General features: G+C 53.7%; 14 protein-coding genes. 5 read left to right on the top strand and 9 right to left on the bottom strand.

The features are described from left to right. Positions 1-79 precede the first annotated feature (79 nt). Genes pqiC through rlmKL form a run of 5 tightly spaced genes read right to left on the bottom strand, consistent with a single transcriptional unit; the run spans position 80 to position 7,595 of the window. Entirely contained in the window at positions 80-646 is a 567-nt protein-coding gene (gene pqiC, locus RCF31_RS06005; protein WP_416412812.1) for a membrane integrity-associated transporter subunit PqiC, read from the bottom strand. Further along, on the bottom strand, positions 643-2,286 hold the full coding sequence (gene pqiB / locus RCF31_RS06010) for an intermembrane transport protein PqiB (RefSeq protein ID WP_416412813.1): 1,644 nt from the start codon (positions 2,284-2,286) through the stop codon (positions 643-645). Before pqiB ends, pqiC begins: the two co-directional genes overlap by 4 nt. After that, positions 2,258-3,541: a membrane integrity-associated transporter subunit PqiA gene (gene pqiA / locus RCF31_RS06015; protein ID WP_416413223.1), complete on the bottom strand. Its 1,284-nt coding sequence runs from the start codon at positions 3,539-3,541 to the stop codon at positions 2,258-2,260. Before pqiA ends, pqiB begins: the two co-directional genes overlap by 29 nt. Before the next feature lie 17 nt (positions 3,542-3,558). Beyond that, on the bottom strand, positions 3,559-5,475 hold the full coding sequence (locus RCF31_RS06020) for an ABC transporter ATP-binding protein (protein ID WP_416412814.1): 1,917 nt from the start codon (positions 5,473-5,475) through the stop codon (positions 3,559-3,561). Between the two features lie 5 nt (positions 5,476-5,480). Beyond that, complete coding sequence (gene rlmKL, locus RCF31_RS06025; protein WP_299446054.1) at positions 5,481-7,595, bottom strand: bifunctional 23S rRNA (guanine(2069)-N(7))-methyltransferase RlmK/23S rRNA (guanine(2445)-N(2))-methyltransferase RlmL; 2,115 nt, start codon at positions 7,593-7,595, stop codon at positions 5,481-5,483. 109 nt (positions 7,596-7,704) lie between these two features. Here rlmKL and RCF31_RS06030 point away from each other — a divergent pair, with 109 nt between their 5' ends. Next, complete coding sequence (locus RCF31_RS06030) at positions 7,705-8,814, top strand: YcbX family protein (protein ID WP_416412816.1); 1,110 nt, start codon at positions 7,705-7,707, stop codon at positions 8,812-8,814. 4 nt (positions 8,815-8,818) lie between these two features. Here RCF31_RS06030 and RCF31_RS06035 read toward each other — a convergent pair whose 3' ends face one another. From RCF31_RS06035 to RCF31_RS06050, 4 genes are all read right to left on the bottom strand, one after another. Next, a complete protein-coding gene (locus RCF31_RS06035; RefSeq protein ID WP_416412817.1) occupies positions 8,819-9,361 on the bottom strand; it encodes a cell division protein ZapC in 543 nt (180 codons plus the stop codon). Positions 9,362-9,515: 154 nt separating this feature from the next. Beyond that, the gene (gene pyrD / locus RCF31_RS06040; RefSeq protein ID WP_416412818.1) at positions 9,516-10,526 is read right to left on the bottom strand and encodes a quinone-dependent dihydroorotate dehydrogenase; all 1,011 of its coding nucleotides are present in this window, start codon (positions 10,524-10,526) and stop codon (positions 9,516-9,518) included. A 134-nt stretch (positions 10,527-10,660) separates the two neighbouring features. Next, complete coding sequence (locus RCF31_RS06045; RefSeq protein WP_299446067.1) at positions 10,661-11,962, bottom strand: flippase; 1,302 nt, start codon at positions 11,960-11,962, stop codon at positions 10,661-10,663. 58 nt (positions 11,963-12,020) lie between these two features. After that, positions 12,021-13,028: a glycosyltransferase family 2 protein gene (locus RCF31_RS06050; protein WP_299446070.1), complete on the bottom strand. Its 1,008-nt coding sequence runs from the start codon at positions 13,026-13,028 to the stop codon at positions 12,021-12,023. Between the two features lie 325 nt (positions 13,029-13,353). Here RCF31_RS06050 and RCF31_RS06055 point away from each other — a divergent pair, with 325 nt between their 5' ends. The 4 genes from RCF31_RS06055 to ssuD all read left to right on the top strand — a co-directional run bounded on the left by RCF31_RS06055 (position 13,354) and on the right by ssuD (position 16,451). Beyond that, positions 13,354-13,563, top strand: a complete 210-nt coding sequence (locus RCF31_RS06055; protein ID WP_416412819.1) for a hypothetical protein — start codon at positions 13,354-13,356, stop codon at positions 13,561-13,563. Positions 13,564-13,775: 212 nt separating this feature from the next. Further along, a complete protein-coding gene (gene ssuE / locus RCF31_RS06060; protein ID WP_416412821.1) occupies positions 13,776-14,327 on the top strand; it encodes an NADPH-dependent FMN reductase in 552 nt (183 codons plus the stop codon). A gap of 11 nt (positions 14,328-14,338) precedes the next feature. Continuing rightward, positions 14,339-15,295, top strand: a complete 957-nt coding sequence (locus RCF31_RS06065; RefSeq protein ID WP_416412822.1) for a sulfonate ABC transporter substrate-binding protein — start codon at positions 14,339-14,341, stop codon at positions 15,293-15,295. A 10-nt stretch (positions 15,296-15,305) separates the two neighbouring features. Beyond that, positions 15,306-16,451: an FMNH2-dependent alkanesulfonate monooxygenase gene (gene ssuD, locus RCF31_RS06070; RefSeq protein ID WP_416412823.1), complete on the top strand. Its 1,146-nt coding sequence runs from the start codon at positions 15,306-15,308 to the stop codon at positions 16,449-16,451. The last annotated feature ends 4 nt before the right edge of the window (positions 16,452-16,455 follow it).

Below are 16,455 nucleotides of genomic sequence, written 5' to 3' on the forward strand. Positions count from 1 at the left end.
TAGGCAATAAAAAAGTCCCTGATATTTTTGCCACACGATGATGACAAATCAGGGACTTAGCATAAGCTTCGAACAAATCTTAATTTGGCGTGATCGCACTATTCGCAATTTGCTGAGCAACCTGCTGCCAGCCGAGCGCCAGTGTGCGCACCAGCGCATCGTAACCGTCTTCCGTTTGCGGCAACGTCAGATTAAAGCCGTGTTTGATAAGCCGTCCTTGATGTTGCAGCACCCATTCACCGCTCACAATCGCCTTGCCATCGTAACGACCCTGGAAACCGGTCACGCTCACCGTCAGCGTGTCGTGCGTTTCACCCAATGGCGTACCGGATACCAGGCGCCCTGGCAATGCGCGGCTCAGATTATTGATCAGCGTTTGCTGCAATTGCTGGTCGAGCGGGCTGGCCCACAGATTATTAGCGGCAATAACGTATTTCACGTCGCTGGTCTGGTACACCAGGCCATTACCCGCCAGATAATCCGGAACACTGACCTGCTGCACCCAAAGCATCGGTTGCCCACTGCTGGCATCGGTGCTGACAGGTGCCATACTGGCACCCGCAGGCAGTTGGTAGTAAGTGGTTTCAATGGTGCTGCTGCAACCTGCCAGCAGCAGCATCGCCCCAATCATCAGCCCTTTCTTCACTGTTTCGCCCTCTTCGGCTGTGGATCCTGGCCCGGTTTGGCTTCAAACACCAGCGCGTTGCTCTTGCTATTCAAGGTCTTCAGCACCGGCTGCAATTCACGCAGCACCTGGTCCAGTCGCTGCATATCGCCCACCAGCTTGTCATAGGCTGGCGATCCCGGCTGCAGCCCTTTCATGCTGCGGTTGAGTTCACGCAGCGTTTGCTGCATATCCGCTGGCAGCGTCTTCATCGCCGGACTACCGGTGATCTGATTGAGGTTGTTGAGCGTTTTCTGCAGCTGCTGCAGCGTGCGCTGGCTCTCCTTCAGGGTGCCGGTTGCCTCATTGATCATCGGATTGAGCGGCAGGTTGTTGATCTTGTCGAGTGCTGCCAGCAGTTTCTGCTGAATCTGGCTCAGACCACCACTCACCGTCGGGATCACCTCAAGCCCTGCCACTTTTTCCGGCCCCTGATAAGGCGCAACGTTGTCGTAAAAATCCAGATCGACATATAACGCACCCGACAACAGGTTACCGGTTTTGAGGGTGGCACGCAGACCGCGCTTTTTCCCATCCTGCAAATGCTGTTCGATATTGAAATCACCACCAAGACGACTGATAAAGCGATCGGGTTCGATGCGGATCAGTACCGGTACACGATAATCCGTGTTCAGTGCCTGGTTAACACCAGGGATGGTATAAGGCACCTGCGCCACCGTACCAAGACGAATTCCCCGGAACTCCACCGGCGCACCGACTTGCAGGCCACGGATCGAATCCGTAAAGAACATCAGGAAGTCGATATGGTTGGTATACAGCGAATCCTGGATACTGCGCTGATCGTCAAACAGATGATATTCCGCTTTATTCTCCGCCGCCTGCCCCAGTTCCCAGCCATCCGGTACATCAAAGCTGACGCCACCGCTGAATAGCGTCGTGAGTGACCCCATTTCCACACGCATACCCGAAGATGACATATCCACCGCAATCCCGCTGTCCTTCCAGAAACGGACATTGGTGGTGACCAGCCGGTCATAAGGCGCGGAGATAAACAGCTGATAGGTCATCATGCGTTTTTCCGTATCGAAAGTGCTGGTTTCGACCGTACCGACACGATAACCACGGAACAACACCGGATCGCCCGGATTGAGTTGCCCGGCTTTTTTGCTGTCCAGCGTGACACGAATGCCTTTGGCATCCGGTGGAGCCAGTGGCGGCGCATCCAGCAATTGATAGGATTCCGGCTTATCACCCTTAGTACCCGGCTGCAATTCGATATAGGCGCCGGATAGCAACGTACTAAGACCAGTAACCCCCTCACGGCCAATCTGCGGTTTGACCACCCAGAAAGCGCTGTCGCCGTGCAACAGTTTATCCATACCGGAATTCAGCCGCGCTTTGATCTCCACATGATGCAGATCGTCAGTCAGTACCGCGCTCTCCACCACGCCAACATCCACGCTGCGGCTCTTGATGGTGGTTTTACCCGCTTCTATACCCTCGGCATTTTCGGTAATCAGTGTCACTTCCGGCCCCTGATGGCTGAAGTGGTAAAAAAGAATCCATCCGCCGATTAACAGCGTGACAATGGGTACAATCCAGACCGGCGACCAGCGTTTAATCTGATCGACGTTAGCAATTCCCTGATGATTGTCCGTCAAGACGCGGCTCCTTACGTTCGGTTTTCCGTACACGATCCCAGGTCAGACGCGGATCAAAAGCCAGCGCTGCAAACATGGTGAGAATCACCACCATGGCAAATAACAGCGCGCCTGGCGCCGGGTAAACACTCATCAACCGCCCCATCCGCACCAGTGCAGAGAGAACAGCGATAACAAACACATCAATCATTGACCAGCGGCCAACAAACTCCACCACCTCATAAACCAGGTGCATCTTCTCGCTATCATGCTGCCCGCGTCCACTGGCATCCCAGCACAGCCAGCCAATCGCCAGCATTTTGAGCGAAGGCACCATGATACTGGCGATAAAAATCACCAATGCCACCGGCCAGGATCCGTCACTCCACAGCAAAATCACCCCTGCCATGATGTTGGAGGGATACGCCGTGCCCAGCGTCTCCGTCACCATAATCGGCATAATATTTGATGGGAGGTACAACATCAGAGAGGTTACCAGCAACGCCAGCGTCCATTGCAGGCTGTGAGGCCGTCGGGCGTGAGCCACCACACCACAACGGCTGCACGCCTTACGCTCGATGGGCATGATGGCGGTACAACATGGACAGCGGCGCATCCCCTGCTGTATACCGCTGATACCCGCCTTTGGCGCGTGTGGTAAGGCAGGCAATGGCGCAATGCGCTGCCATACCCAGCGGCGGTCCACACACTGGAAGGCTCGCAATTGCAGCACACAAAACAGGCACCACGCCCAGAAGCTGCTGCCGAGACCAATCTCGCCATAGGCCATCAGTTTGACAAAACTGACCAGAACACCTGCCATGAAGATTTCCGCCATGCCCCAGTTACGTAACTGGAACAAAATGCGCGCCAGCACCAATCGCAGGTGGTGTGGCATTCTGACCTTATTCACCAGCAGAATGATGGTCACCATGCAAAATGCCGGAATGCCCTGCACAAACAGCAGGAACAGGGTGGCGAGGCTGCTGTAGTCCTCGCGCACCATGACATTCGGAATTTCCGGCAGTGAGATCTCACTGCTCAGGCCTGCAACGTGCATATTGACGAAAGGAAACAGATTGGCCAGCACCAGCATAAACAAAGCCGCGATCGCATAACCGGTAGGCCGCTTACGCGGCTCATGCCAGTTCGCCGTTAATGTGGTGTGGCAGCGCGGGCAACGCGCCCGGCTGCCTACCGGCACAACTGGCAGTTTTACCGTTAAATCGCACTGTGGACAAAGTATCCACGACTGCGCATCATCCGCTGCACACATGCCGGTTTCCTTCTGCATTAAGCGCCGTTTTTCAGCGCTTCCAGTTCTTCCCAGCGTTCAAACGCCGTTTCCAGTTCCTGCTCGGTCTGCGCCAGCGCATCCAGCACCGGCTGCGTTTTGTCATGTGGCTGGCTGAAGAAATCCGGATGACTCATCTGCGCCTGCAACTCGCCAATACGCGTTTCCAGCTGTTCCAGTTTTTGCGGTAACTGCTCCAGCTCACGCGTCAGGTTATAGCTTAGCTTGCCTGAACCCCGTTTGTTGGCATCATTTTTCTCAGCCGTTTTTTCAGCGCTGGCGCTGGTTTTCGCCGCCGACGCGGTTTTCAGCTGCTTATACGCCGCACGCTGTTGCTGGGCATCATGATAACCGCCCACAAAGGCGCCAATCTCACCGTTACCTTCAAAGATCCAGCATTCGGTGACGGTATTATCCACGAACTGACGATCGTGGCTGACCAGCAGCACGGTGCCCTGATAGCCGTCAATCAACTCTTCCAGCAACTCCAGCGTTTCCACATCGAGGTCGTTGGTCGGTTCATCGAGAATCATCAGGTTGCTGGGCTTGAGGAACAGGCGCGCCAGCAGCAGGCGGTTACGCTCACCGCCCGACAGCGCACGCACCGGCGTCATGGCACGTTTCGGGTGGAACAGGAAGTCCTGCAAATAGCCCAGCACATGGCGCGGTTTACCGTTCACCAGCACTTCCTGCTTACCTTCAGCCAGGTTATCCATCACGGTACGGTCCGGATCGAGTTCCGCGCGATGCTGGTCGAAGTACGCCACTTCCAGCTTGGTACCGGAATGTACACGGCCGCTGTCTGCCTTCAGCTGTTGTAGCATCAGGCGCAGCAGCGTGGTTTTCCCGCAGCCGTTAGGGCCAATCAGCGCAATCTTGTCGCCACGCTGCACCTGCGAAGAAAAATCCTTCACCAGCACTTTGCCATCGACGGCGTAGTCAACATTTTCCAGCTCAAAGACGATTTTGCCGGAGCGCGAAGCTTCACCCACCTGCATATTGGCTTTACCCATCACGTCACGGCGTTCAGAACGCTCACGACGCAGCGCTTTCAGGGCGCGAACACGGCCTTCGTTACGGGTACGACGCGCTTTGATACCCTGGCGAATCCACACTTCTTCCTGCGCCAGTTTGCGGTCGAATTCGGCATTTTGCAGTTCTTCTACACGCAGCGCTTCTTCTTTGCCCAGCAGATACTGATCGTAATCCCCCGGCCACGAGACCAGCTTGCCACGGTCGAGATCGACAATGCGCGTCGCCATATTGCGAATAAAGGAGCGGTCATGCGAAATAAACACGATGCTGCCGGTAAAGGTTTTGAGGAAAGTTTCCAGCCAGTCGATGGTTTCAATATCGAGGTGGTTGGTTGGTTCATCCAGCATCAGCACACGCGGATTGCTGACCAGCGCGCGACCCAGCGCCGCTTTACGCAGCCAGCCGCCCGACAGCGACGACAACTCGGTATCGGCCTGCAAACCAATTTTTTCCAGCACATCATTGATACGGCTTTCCAGCTGCCACAGGTTCTGGTGATCAAGAATGGCCTGCAGACGCGCCATTTCGTTGAGATTTTTCTCGCTGGGATCTTCCATCACCACATGGGAAATGGCGTGGTAAGCCTTCAGATGCTCGGCCTGTTCTTCCACCCCTTCTGCAACAAAGTCATACACCGAGCCGGTAATATTGCGTGGCGGATCCTGTTGCAGACGCGCCACGACCAGGTCGGTTTCATAAATAATGCGGCCATCATCCAGCGGTTGTTCGCCGTTGATGATTTTCATCAGCGTGGATTTACCGGCACCGTTGCGCCCCACCAGACAGACGCGCTCGCCTTCTTCAATATGCAGTTCGGTATTATCCAACAGCGGCGCATCGCTGAATGACAGGTAAGCGCCATGGATACTGATCAGTGACATAAAACTTATTCCTTACCGGCGTGGCTGACCAGCCAGCAGTTGTGAATGTGACGGTTGCGGGCAAAATCCTGCGACTGGGTTTTCTGGGTGATATCCTGCGCCTGTAAGCCCAGGCGCTGCAACCCGTCGAGATCCATTTTGAAGCCGCGCTTGTTGTTAGAAAACATAATGGTACCGCCACGACGCAGCAGACGCTTCAGGTTCTGCATCAGCATCAAATGATCGCGCTGCACGTCAAAATCGTCTTCCATCCGTTTCGAGTTGGAGAACGTGGGCGGATCAATAAAGATCAGATCGAACTGTTCATCGCTTTCGCGCAGCCAGCTCAGGCAATCCGCCTGCATCAGGCGATGCTGACGCCCCGTCAGGCCGTTGAGACGCAAATTGCGCTCTGCCCACTCCAGGTAGGTACGGGACATATCCACCGTGGTGGTGGATTTCGCGCCACCCAGACCGGCATGCACACTGGCGCTGCCGGTGTAAGAAAACAGATTGAGGAAATCTTTACCCTGGCTCATTTTACCCAGCATCTGACGTGCGATGCGGTGATCGAGGAACAGGCCGGTGTCGAGATAATCCGTCAGGTTAACCAGGAAGCGCGCGTTAAATTCCTGAACTTCAAAGAAATCGCCCTTCTCACCCAGTTTCTGATACTGGTTTTTGCCTTTCTGACGTTCGCGGGTTTTCAACACCAGACGATTTGCCGGGATCTCCAGCACGCTGAGCGTCGCGCTGATCACATCAAACAGACGCTGACGCGCTTTGCTCGCATCAACGGTTTTTGGCGGCGCATATTCCTGAATCACCACCCAATCGCCGTAGCGATCCACTGCAACGTTATATTCCGGCAGGTCGGCATCGTACAGGCGATAACAATCAATATTTGACTGACGCGCCCACTTCTCCAGCTTTTTCACATTCTTGCGCAGGCGGTTGGCATAATCATCAGCAATCTGTGCCGAACTTTCGCCACTACTGGCCGCCAGCTGATAATTTTTCTGCACACATTCCAGCGGACCGTTTTTCGCTTTGAACTGGCGATCGGCACGCAATGACAGGCAACTCAGCAGTTCTGGCGAGGCACTGAACAACGACAGGTTCCAGCCACCAAATTGCTGCTTCATGATGCGGCCCAGCTGGCTGTGCAGCGCAATCAGCGCAGGCTCACTTTCCAGACGCTCGCCATATGGCGGGTTGCTCAGCACCGTGCCGGTCACATCGCCTGACAGCGGATTATGCAGCTTCAGCACGTCCTGCTGGGCAAAGGTAAAGAGATCGGCCACACCAGCGCGGCGCGCATTGGCTCGCGCCCACTCCAGCACGCGGCCGTCGTTATCGTAGCCAAAGAAACGGGCACTGGTTGCTTCCGTTCCCAGACGCGCACGTTGCATCGCTTCGCTACGCAGTTCCTGCCACAGCGTTTGATTGTGTTTTTTCCAGCGGTTAAAGCCCCAGCGTGAACGCAGCAGGCCCGGAGCGCGATCGCAGGCGATTAACGCCGCTTCAATCAGCAACGTACCGGAACCGCACATCGGGTCGACAAGCGGGGTGCCGTTTTGCCAGCCAGAACGCAGCACAATCGCCGCCGCCAGATTCTCTTTCAGCGGAGCCTGCCCGGTTTGCTGGCGATAACCACGCTGGTGCAGGGCATCGCCACTCAGATCCAGTGCGATGCTGACGCGATCTTTATTCAGCCAGGCGTTGATACGAATCCCTGGCTGCTCACGATCAACATTCGGACGCGGCAAATTCTGGCGGGTAAAACTGTCCACGATGGCATCTTTGATACGCAACGCGCCAAACTGACTATTACGGATCACCTCGTTGGTGCCGCTGAAATGAATGGCGAAGCTGGTCTCGCTGTCAAAGATGTCGCACCACGGAATGCTCTGGGCGCCGACGTAAAGATCGAGATCGCTCCAGACGCCGAATTCTCCCAGCGGCAGTAAAATACGTGAAGCCAGGCGGCTCCACAGCAGGCTTTGGTACATCACGCGGTCGTCGGCCTCAAAATGGACACCGCCCTGCACCACCTGCAAATCCTGCGCACCCAGCGCGTCCAGCTCAGTTTTAAGCAGTTCTTCAAGCCCGCGCGCCGTACTGGCAAACAGAGAATTCATATCGTCACTTCTACTCCTGATAAAATTGTTGCGCATTATAGCGAATCAGCGTCCTATGTCATAAAGTTAGCTTCTTTTTGTCCAGCATGACGGCTTTCAGGGAGTGGTGATGATTACGTTGTCCCGTCTGTTTATCCATCCGGTAAAATCAATGCGCGGTTTGCAACTGTCGCATGCCCAGGTAATGGAGAGTGGCCTGGCCTTTGACCGCATCTTTATGGTTACCGAAACTGATGGCACCTTTATCACTGCCCGGCAGTATCCGGAAATGGTGCGTTTTACCCCAGCGCTGCTGCCCGATGGCCTGTTTTTGCAGGCACCGGACGGTAGCCAGGCGTTAATCCGCTTTGCTGATTTTGCTACCGTTGACGCCCCTACTGAAGTCTGGGGTAACCATTTCACCTCACGCATCGCCCCGGCAGAGATCAACCAATGGCTGAGTGGCTTTTTCCCTCGCCCGGTCCAATTGCGCTGGACCGGATCGCAGCCGACCCGCCGGGTAAAACGCTTTGATCAGGTGCCGCTCAGTTTTGCGGATGGTTTTCCTTATCTGCTGGTCAATATGGCTTCATTGCAGGATCTGCAACAACGTTGCCCGGCCAGCGTTCGTGTAGAACAGTTCCGCCCTAACCTGGTGGTCAGCGGCGCGCAGGCGTGGGAAGAAGACAGCTGGAAAAAGTTAACCATTGGCGATATCACTTTTGAGATGCCGAAGCCCTGCAGCCGCTGCGTGTTTACTACCGTCGGCACCGAAAGCGGGCAGAAACATCCCCAGGGTGAACCGCTAGCCACGTTGCAACGCTTCCGTAGCGCCCAGGATGGCAGCGGTGATATCGATTTTGGTCTGAATTTGATCGCCCTGAACAGTGGCGTGATCCGCGTTGGCGATCAGGTCACCATCATTGAAAAACAGCCCGCGCGCCGCTACGGTGCCGGTCAGTTAGTGGAAACCCTGGCCCCTGTAACCAGCAATCTGAGTAACGTCACCATTGGCTATCAGGGCACCGAATTTACCGGAGATAATCAGCAGGTGCTGCTGGAACAGCTTGAAATGCAGGGTTTTCGCATTCCCTACTCCTGCCGCGCCGGTATCTGTGGCAGCTGTAAAATGACGCTGGTAGCAGGTGAAGTGAAAGCCTTAAAGAAAAGCGCAGTGCGTCAGGATGGCACCATCCTGAGCTGTAGTTGTATTCCGGCTGGCGATATCGAGCTGGCGTAACGCGTCACACCGCCCGGGCAAACTGGGCGGAAGATTCGGGCTTACAAAGTTGCAGACGATCGTTCATCACTTTGATCGCATCCCCCAGCACCATACCTTTACCGGCTACGGTCAGCGCATGTTGTGCCAGCAAACAAAGCGCGGCATTTTCTCCGCTTTCCACCACCAGCAATTGCGCCTGTTCGCCGCTGTCTGCCAGGGTCACTGCCACCATATCGCCTGCGACGGGTTGCCAGCTGTGCGCATGGCTGGTGAAGTGCCAGCTTTTTGGCATCAGTGGTTTCAGAAAACGGCTGGCGACCAGCGCATTTAATACCAGCTCGGCGCGATGATCGCTTTTTAATCCACTCTGACGACAACGTTCTTCAAAGGTAAAATAAAGCGCGGCGTCATCAACGCAAAAACCGCTTTCATTAAAGGCATCTGGGGTCAGCATTTTGCGTGAGAAGCGCGAGCGAAATAACATGCCATCGGCCAGATCAAGCATCATCCGGTCATGCTCCGCGTCAAAATACCAACGCCAGTTGTCATCGGGTTTGATTTTCATGATGTGCCCTGTGGTTCATCGCTGCGCAAAATTACGCTTCACAGCAAAAGGAAAATAACGCTAAGGAAAAAGCTGAAAAATACACCAGCAGGACAAAATATAAACGAGCCAGAGGGATAAATAAACCCCCTGGCGCGGGAATGTGGGAAATGTCTTAGAGATGGGTCACGATATCTTTAATTAAGCCAGGACCTTTATATATAAATCCGGAGTATATCTGGACCAGCGTGGCACCTGCGGCAATTTTTTCCCGTGCCGCCACCAGCGAATCAATACCACCCACACCAATAATGGGCAGACGTCCCTGCAACTCTTGTGACAGGCGGCGGATGATTTCGGTGCTGCGATTCTGCACCGGACGACCACTTAAACCACCGGCTTCTTCGCCGTATTTCAGGCCGCTGACCAGTGAACGGTCGAGGGTGGTGTTGGTCGCAATCACACCATCAATTTCGTGGCGAACTAAACTGTCAGCAATCTGGATCAACTCTTCTTCAGAAAGATCCGGCGCGATCTTCACCGCCACGGGAACATATTTAAGATGCCGTTCCTGCAACTCTTTTTGTTTTAATTTGATGGCTACCAGCAGATCATCCAACGCTTCACCATATTGCAGCGTGCGTAATCCTGGGGTGTTAGGTGAGGAAATATTGATGGCAATATAACCCGCGTGGGCATACACCTTTTCCATGCAGGTCAGATAATCATCTTTCCCCTGCTCGACCGGCGTATCTTTATTTTTGCCAATATTGATACCAAGAATTCCTTTAAAATGCGCCTTTTTAACGTTCTCAACCAGGTAATCGACGCCCTGATTATTAAATCCCATACGGTTGATAATCCCTTCCGCTTCCACCAGGCGGAACATACGCGGCTTATCATTACCGGGTTGCGGGCGCGGTGTGACGGTACCCACTTCGACAAAACCAAAACCCATCGCACCAAAGGCATTAATGCATTCTGCATTTTTGTCGAGGCCGGCTGCCAGTCCAAGGGCATTGGGAAACGTCAGCCCCATGCAGTTAACCGGACGCGCGGGTAAAGACTGGCGGATAAACCCTTCCAGCGGGGTGCCACTGATAAAACGCAGTTGATGCAAGGTGAGTTCGTGCGCACGCTCTGGATCGAGCTTAAACAGCGCCGGCCGGACGATAGGATATAACATGCACTCTCCTGAATGGCGGAAGCTTCGTGAAAGTCGGGGTGCACGGGAAATTGTGCGCCAGAATGGTAATGGCCTCTGGCACAAAAGTAAATTGCAGCGCGAGGAAACGCAGGCCGAATTGACCTGCATCATCATTAGCTTGCGGCGTCTTTAATCGGTGTGGTGGTGGCAGAGGGATTACGCAGATACTCACGCAGAATCCCGTGGCGAGCCATCACCCAGAAAATCCCGACGCAAACGAGGAATTCGGCAATCACCATCGACCATGCCGCGCCTATGGCACCGTATTTCCACGCCAGAAAGGCACAGACTGGAATATTGATGACACCCGGGCCGAGCATCACCAGCATACGCTGACGCGCCAGGCCATGGGGGATCAACACCTGTAATCCTGCCGGGTAAGCAATGTTGCCAAACAGGAAACACAACACAAACACACGCAGCACGTCAGCCGAGGCAACAAATTCCGGGCCGAGCAGAATACGGACCACTTCATCAGCGAAGAAATACGTGAAGATCACAATACCGAAGCTGAGCAGAAACGAGATCAGCAAACTTTTGCGTGTCGCCGCGATGGCTGCTGCCTTATCACGCGCAAACAAATAACTGACGCGTGGAAAAAACGCGTTGCCAATCTGTTCCGGCACCGAGTTGGCTGCCTTACGCAGGCGATCGGCCCCGTTATAGATCCCGATGGCATAATGCGAGGTAAAGGCGGCCAGAATCACCACGTTGACGCTGTTAAATAAATTCGCACCGGCGATGGCGATAAAGACGTGCACGCTGTCTTTCAGGCGTTGCATGATTTCACTGGGTTCGAAGCGGTAGCGACCAATCACCTTCATCTTCAGCACAAACCGCAGGGTAATCAGCGCGCTGATAATTGACACCACACCCGGAATCATCGCCGCCAGCCAGGTATCGTTCGGGGTTTTCACCAGCAGAAACGTCAGCGGGATGGCGCAGAAATTGCCAAAGGTGGCAATCACCGCCGTTTTACCGAGCTTCTCAAAGCCCTGCATCAGCCAGCCAAAGGAAAACAACGACCCCAGCAGCGTGGTGCAGTTCGCCAGTACTATCCAGAACAGGAAATGCCAGGACGGATTTAACCAGGTAGCGAGTAACAGCACGCCGCTGGTTGAAAGCATCAGCATCAATTTTGCATTGAAAGTTGACCAGAATATCTGCGTCACCCGGACTTTATCCTCACGATGGTGAGCAATGTCCTTGGTGGTATAAACGTTAAAACCCCAGTCTGAAATGGTGCTGCAATAAAGCACGCAGGCGATGGCCAGCGCCAGCACCCCCATTTGATTGACGCCAAGTATTCGCGCCAGATAGGGTAAGGTGACTAAAGGAAAGAGAAATGACGCTCCCCGATAGGCCAGCAAAGATAAAATATTAATTACTAAACTCTTATCGAGTGTTTTTGCCATGACGCAACAACCTTAATGCTCATACAAGTAATGACTTTCGCACTTATCCCTGGTGCAATCAAACCACCGGAACACTTTTCGGAATAAGGCTGTTTTTCTTCAGCTCTTTAATCACTTTGTAATTTTGCAGACGGATAAACAGCTCCGGATGATTCAACAGCAACCACTCTTTAAAACCGGCTGGTTTGATTTCACGGCCAAGAAAACGAATAGCATTAATCACGTAATAAGGCACTGGCGTGCGGTTATAAAGCGAGAGGTAAATCATCAGGCGGAAAGAATGTAACAAATATTCTTTTTGTAACTGATTACGCCGGTTATTTTTTTCAAGTGATGTCATTAAATCATGATACGCCTGCATAAAAGCGTGGTAACGCTGCAGAAAATAATCACTATTTTTATGTCCATGGGTTAATGACCCCTGACGGACACGTTGCTGATAATAACTTTTCTCACTAACCCAGGCATGGCGACTTTTCAGAAAAGCGCCAAGGCTGAAACAGTGATCTTCATGTACCCGGTGCTGGAAGCGCAGCTGATATTTATCGATAACCGAACGTTTCAGCAGGTAGTTCCACGCCGCTGAGGTATAGGTACCATTGCGTAATAAAGAGGAAAACACCTCGGATGCGGGTTGCAGCCCCGTCAGCTCATGCTTCACTTTTGCTGAAACGCGGTGTGGCAGATCATGGTCGAACGCCACTGAATTAAAACAGAACAACTCTACCTGCGGATGCGTTTGCACCACCTGCTGTAATTCGCTGACCAACCCCGGTGCCACGCGATCATCCGGGTCACAGAAAAACAGAAACTCCCCCTGCGCCAGCTCAATACCTTTATCACGCGCTAACCCAGCCCCGCCGTTGGGCACGGTAATAATCTGAACCTGTGGCAGGTTGGCATAATGCTGGTTAAGAAGATGCAGCGTATCATCGGTAGAACTGTCGTTAACGATAATGATTTCATTAGGCGCGGATATTTGCTGCAACAGAGAATCCACACATTCAACAATATATTTTTCTACGTTATAAGTCGGGATGATAACGGAAAGTAGTTTCTCTGACATAATCACTCTCTTTTTTAACAACCTGGTAAAAAGAAAAACAGCAATCACATCCATGTGCGCCAGAACGCACGGAATGCATCATCAAAAGAATCATTTAGCGCTAGCTTAATCAGAGCGCTGGCGTTTTGACAGTTCCGTTTTTTGTCCGTACCTGACAGCAGGTAATTAAATGATTACCAGCCGTGAAGAATGCAGTTTTTATTTTTATTCTGTTGAGTTGTGGTTTACTTCCTGTTTCGGGCTTAAATCTTGCCATTTGTAATTTAAGACAAAAATACGTGAATATTCATCCCAGACACTTTTTTCTCAGACCAGGAAAAAATGGATGGATTTGATACCAGAAGAAACAAAAAGACATAAGTGCAACACAGAAGGTATCAATTTGATGATTGTTTTTATGGGAGATTCTTACCAGATTCTTTATATTGTCACGTTTCAATCTGGTATGGTGCAGACATTCCTTCTGCGCGGTGCCGATACACTTTTTATCCTTCTGTACACTTATAAAACCGCCAAAGCGCATTTTATTGCTTAAACGGAATGAATCATTTCTATTTTGTGACCGCAGGGTTTTCGGAATAGTCGTATCGCTCCTCTGCCACCCAATGATTGATAGCCCGCCCATTTGCAGATTCCGGCTTACCATTACCGGATAAATCATTTAAGCCCCGCCCCCCGCTCTGTCAGGATTAAGCCATCAGTTCTCAATATCAGATAATCAATAACTTTTAGTTATAAGGAGTGACTATGCGGGTTATTACGCTGGCAGGCAGCCCTCGATTCCCTTCCCGTTCTACGGCGTTGCTTAGCCTGTGCCAGCACGCGCTGGAAGCGCGCGGTGTCGAAGTGATTCCCTGGAATATTCACAACTTTCAACCGGAAGATCTGCTCTATGCGCGTTTCGATTCCCCGGCACTGCAGGCACTGAAAGAGGACCTGGCGAGTGCCGAGGGCCTGATCGTCGCCACCCCGATTTATAAAGCTTCCTTTTCAGGCGCGCTGAAAACGCTGCTCGATCTGCTGCCAGAGCGTGCACTGGAGCACAAAGTGGTGCTGCCACTGGCAAGCGGCGGAAGCGTGGCCCATATGCTGGCGGTGGATTACGCTCTGAAACCGGTACTGAACGCCCTGAAAGCCCAGGAAGTGCTGCACGGCGTCTTCGCCGACGATAGCCAGATTAGCCATTATGACCGCCAGCCCGAGCTGGACCAGTTGCTGGCCGCACGCATTGATGAAGCGCTGGATACCTTCTGGCATGCGTTGCATCGCCGCCATCAACCTTACGCTCAGGCCGTATAAAAGGAAGAGATATGAAAAGGACGCTATCGCGCTGGCTGGCTGGCCTTGCAACGGTGTTGACGCTGAATGCCAGTGTGCATGCCGCAGAGGCACCCGCCCAGTTTCGTATTGGTTATCAGAAAGGTTCGGTCAGCATGGTGCTGGCAAAATCACACCAGATGCTGGAACAACGTTTTCCGCATACCCAGATTCAATGGATTGAGTTTCCCGCTGGCCCGCAAATGCTGGAAGCGCTGAACGTCGGCAGTATCGATCTTGGCAGTACCGGCGATATCCCGCCGATTTTTGCGCAGGCGGCAGGTGCCGATTTGTTGTATGTCGGAGCGGAACCGCCCAAGCCAAAAGCCGAGGTGATTCTGGTGCCGAAAGATAGCCCGATCCACAGCGTGGCCGAATTGAAGGGCCATAAGGTGGCGTTTCAGAAAGGCTCCAGCTCGCACAACCTTTTATTGCGTGCGCTGGCGCAGGCCGGTCTGAGCTTCAAAGATATCCAGCCCACTTATCTGACACCTGCCGATGCCCGTGCCGCATTTCAGCAGGGTGATGTCGATGCCTGGGCGATCTGGGATCCCTATTACTCAGCCGCGCTGTTGCAGGGCGGCGTGCGCGTGCTGGCGGATGGCAGCAAGCTGAATCAAACCGGCTCGTTCTATCTCGCCACCCGTAAATTTACCGCAGCCAATGGCAATTTTGTGCAGCAGGTGCTGCAAACCTTCAGTGACGCCGATGCCCTGACCCGCAGCCAGCGCGAGCAAAGTATTGACCTGCTGGCACAGGCGATGGGGCTGCCAAAACCGGTGATTGCCAGCTATCTCGATCATCGTCCACCCACCACCATTACGCCGGTCAGCGCCCATACGGCGCAGGCCCAACAACAAACCGCTGACCTGTTTTATGCCAATCATTTGATGCCGGTAAAAGTGAACATCGCCGATCGCATCTGGCAGCCACAGTCCGCCCAGCCTTAAGGAGTCAACAATGAGCGTATCCGTATTCTGGTTTCTTCCTACTCACGGTGATGGTCGCTATCTCGGCACGGCCGAAGGGGCACGTGCGGTTGATCATGCTTATCTGCAACAGGTGGCGCAGGCTGCCGACCGCCTTGGTTTTGGTGGCGTCCTGATTCCGACCGGGCGCTCCTGCGAAGACGCCTGGCTGGTCGCGGCGTCACTGATTCCGGTCACGCAGCGTCTGCGTTTTCTGGTCGCGCTGCGCCCAGGGGTGATTTCCCCCACGCAGGCCGCGCGTCAGGCAGCTACCCTCGATCGCCTCTCCAATGGTCGCGTGTTGTTTAACCTGGTGACCGGTGGCGACCCGGAAGAACTGGCGGGTGACGGCGTGTTTCTTGATCACCGCGAGCGTTACGTTGAGTCCGCCGAATTTACCCGTATCTGGCGTCGGGTACTGGAAGGCGAAACCGTCGATTATGACGGCAAGCACGTCAAAGTCCGCGGTGCTCGCCTGCTGTTTAAACCGGTGCAACAACCGCGCCCACCGTTGTGGTTTGGTGGTTCCTCCGATGCCGCGCAGGATTTGGCCGCGGAACAGGTTGATGTCTATCTCACCTGGGGTGAACCACCGGCACTGGTGAAAGAGAAAATTGCCCAGGTACGTGCCAAAGCCGAGGCGCAGGGCCGCAAAGTACGTTTTGGCATCCGTTTGCACGTTATCGTGCGTGAAACCAACGAAGAAGCGTGGCGGGCAGCCGATCAGCTGATTTCTCATCTGGATGACGCCACCATTGCCAAAGCACAGGCAGGGTTCGCGCGTTACGATTCTGTCGGCCAGCAACGGATGGCGGCGCTGCACGGTGGCCGTCGTGACAAGCTGGAAGTCAGCCCGAATCTGTGGGCCGGGGTTGGCCTGGCGCGGACCGGAGCCGGTACGGCGTTAGTCGGTGATGGCCCGACAGTGGCCGCACGCATGCAGGAATATAGAGATCTCGGCATCGAGACCTTTATTCTCTCCGGCTATCCGCATCTGGAGGAAGCGTATCGCGTCGGTGAGTTGCTGTTCCCGCATCTTGACCTCGAAGTGCCGCAGATTCCTCAGCCGCGTAACATTCAGCCGCACGGTGAAGCCGTAGGGAATGACTATATGCCGCAGAAAGTCGCGCAGCGTTGAGGAG

The organism is Pantoea sp. App145, from assembly GCF_047947045.1.
GTDB lineage: Bacteria > Pseudomonadota > Gammaproteobacteria > Enterobacterales > Enterobacteriaceae > Pantoea.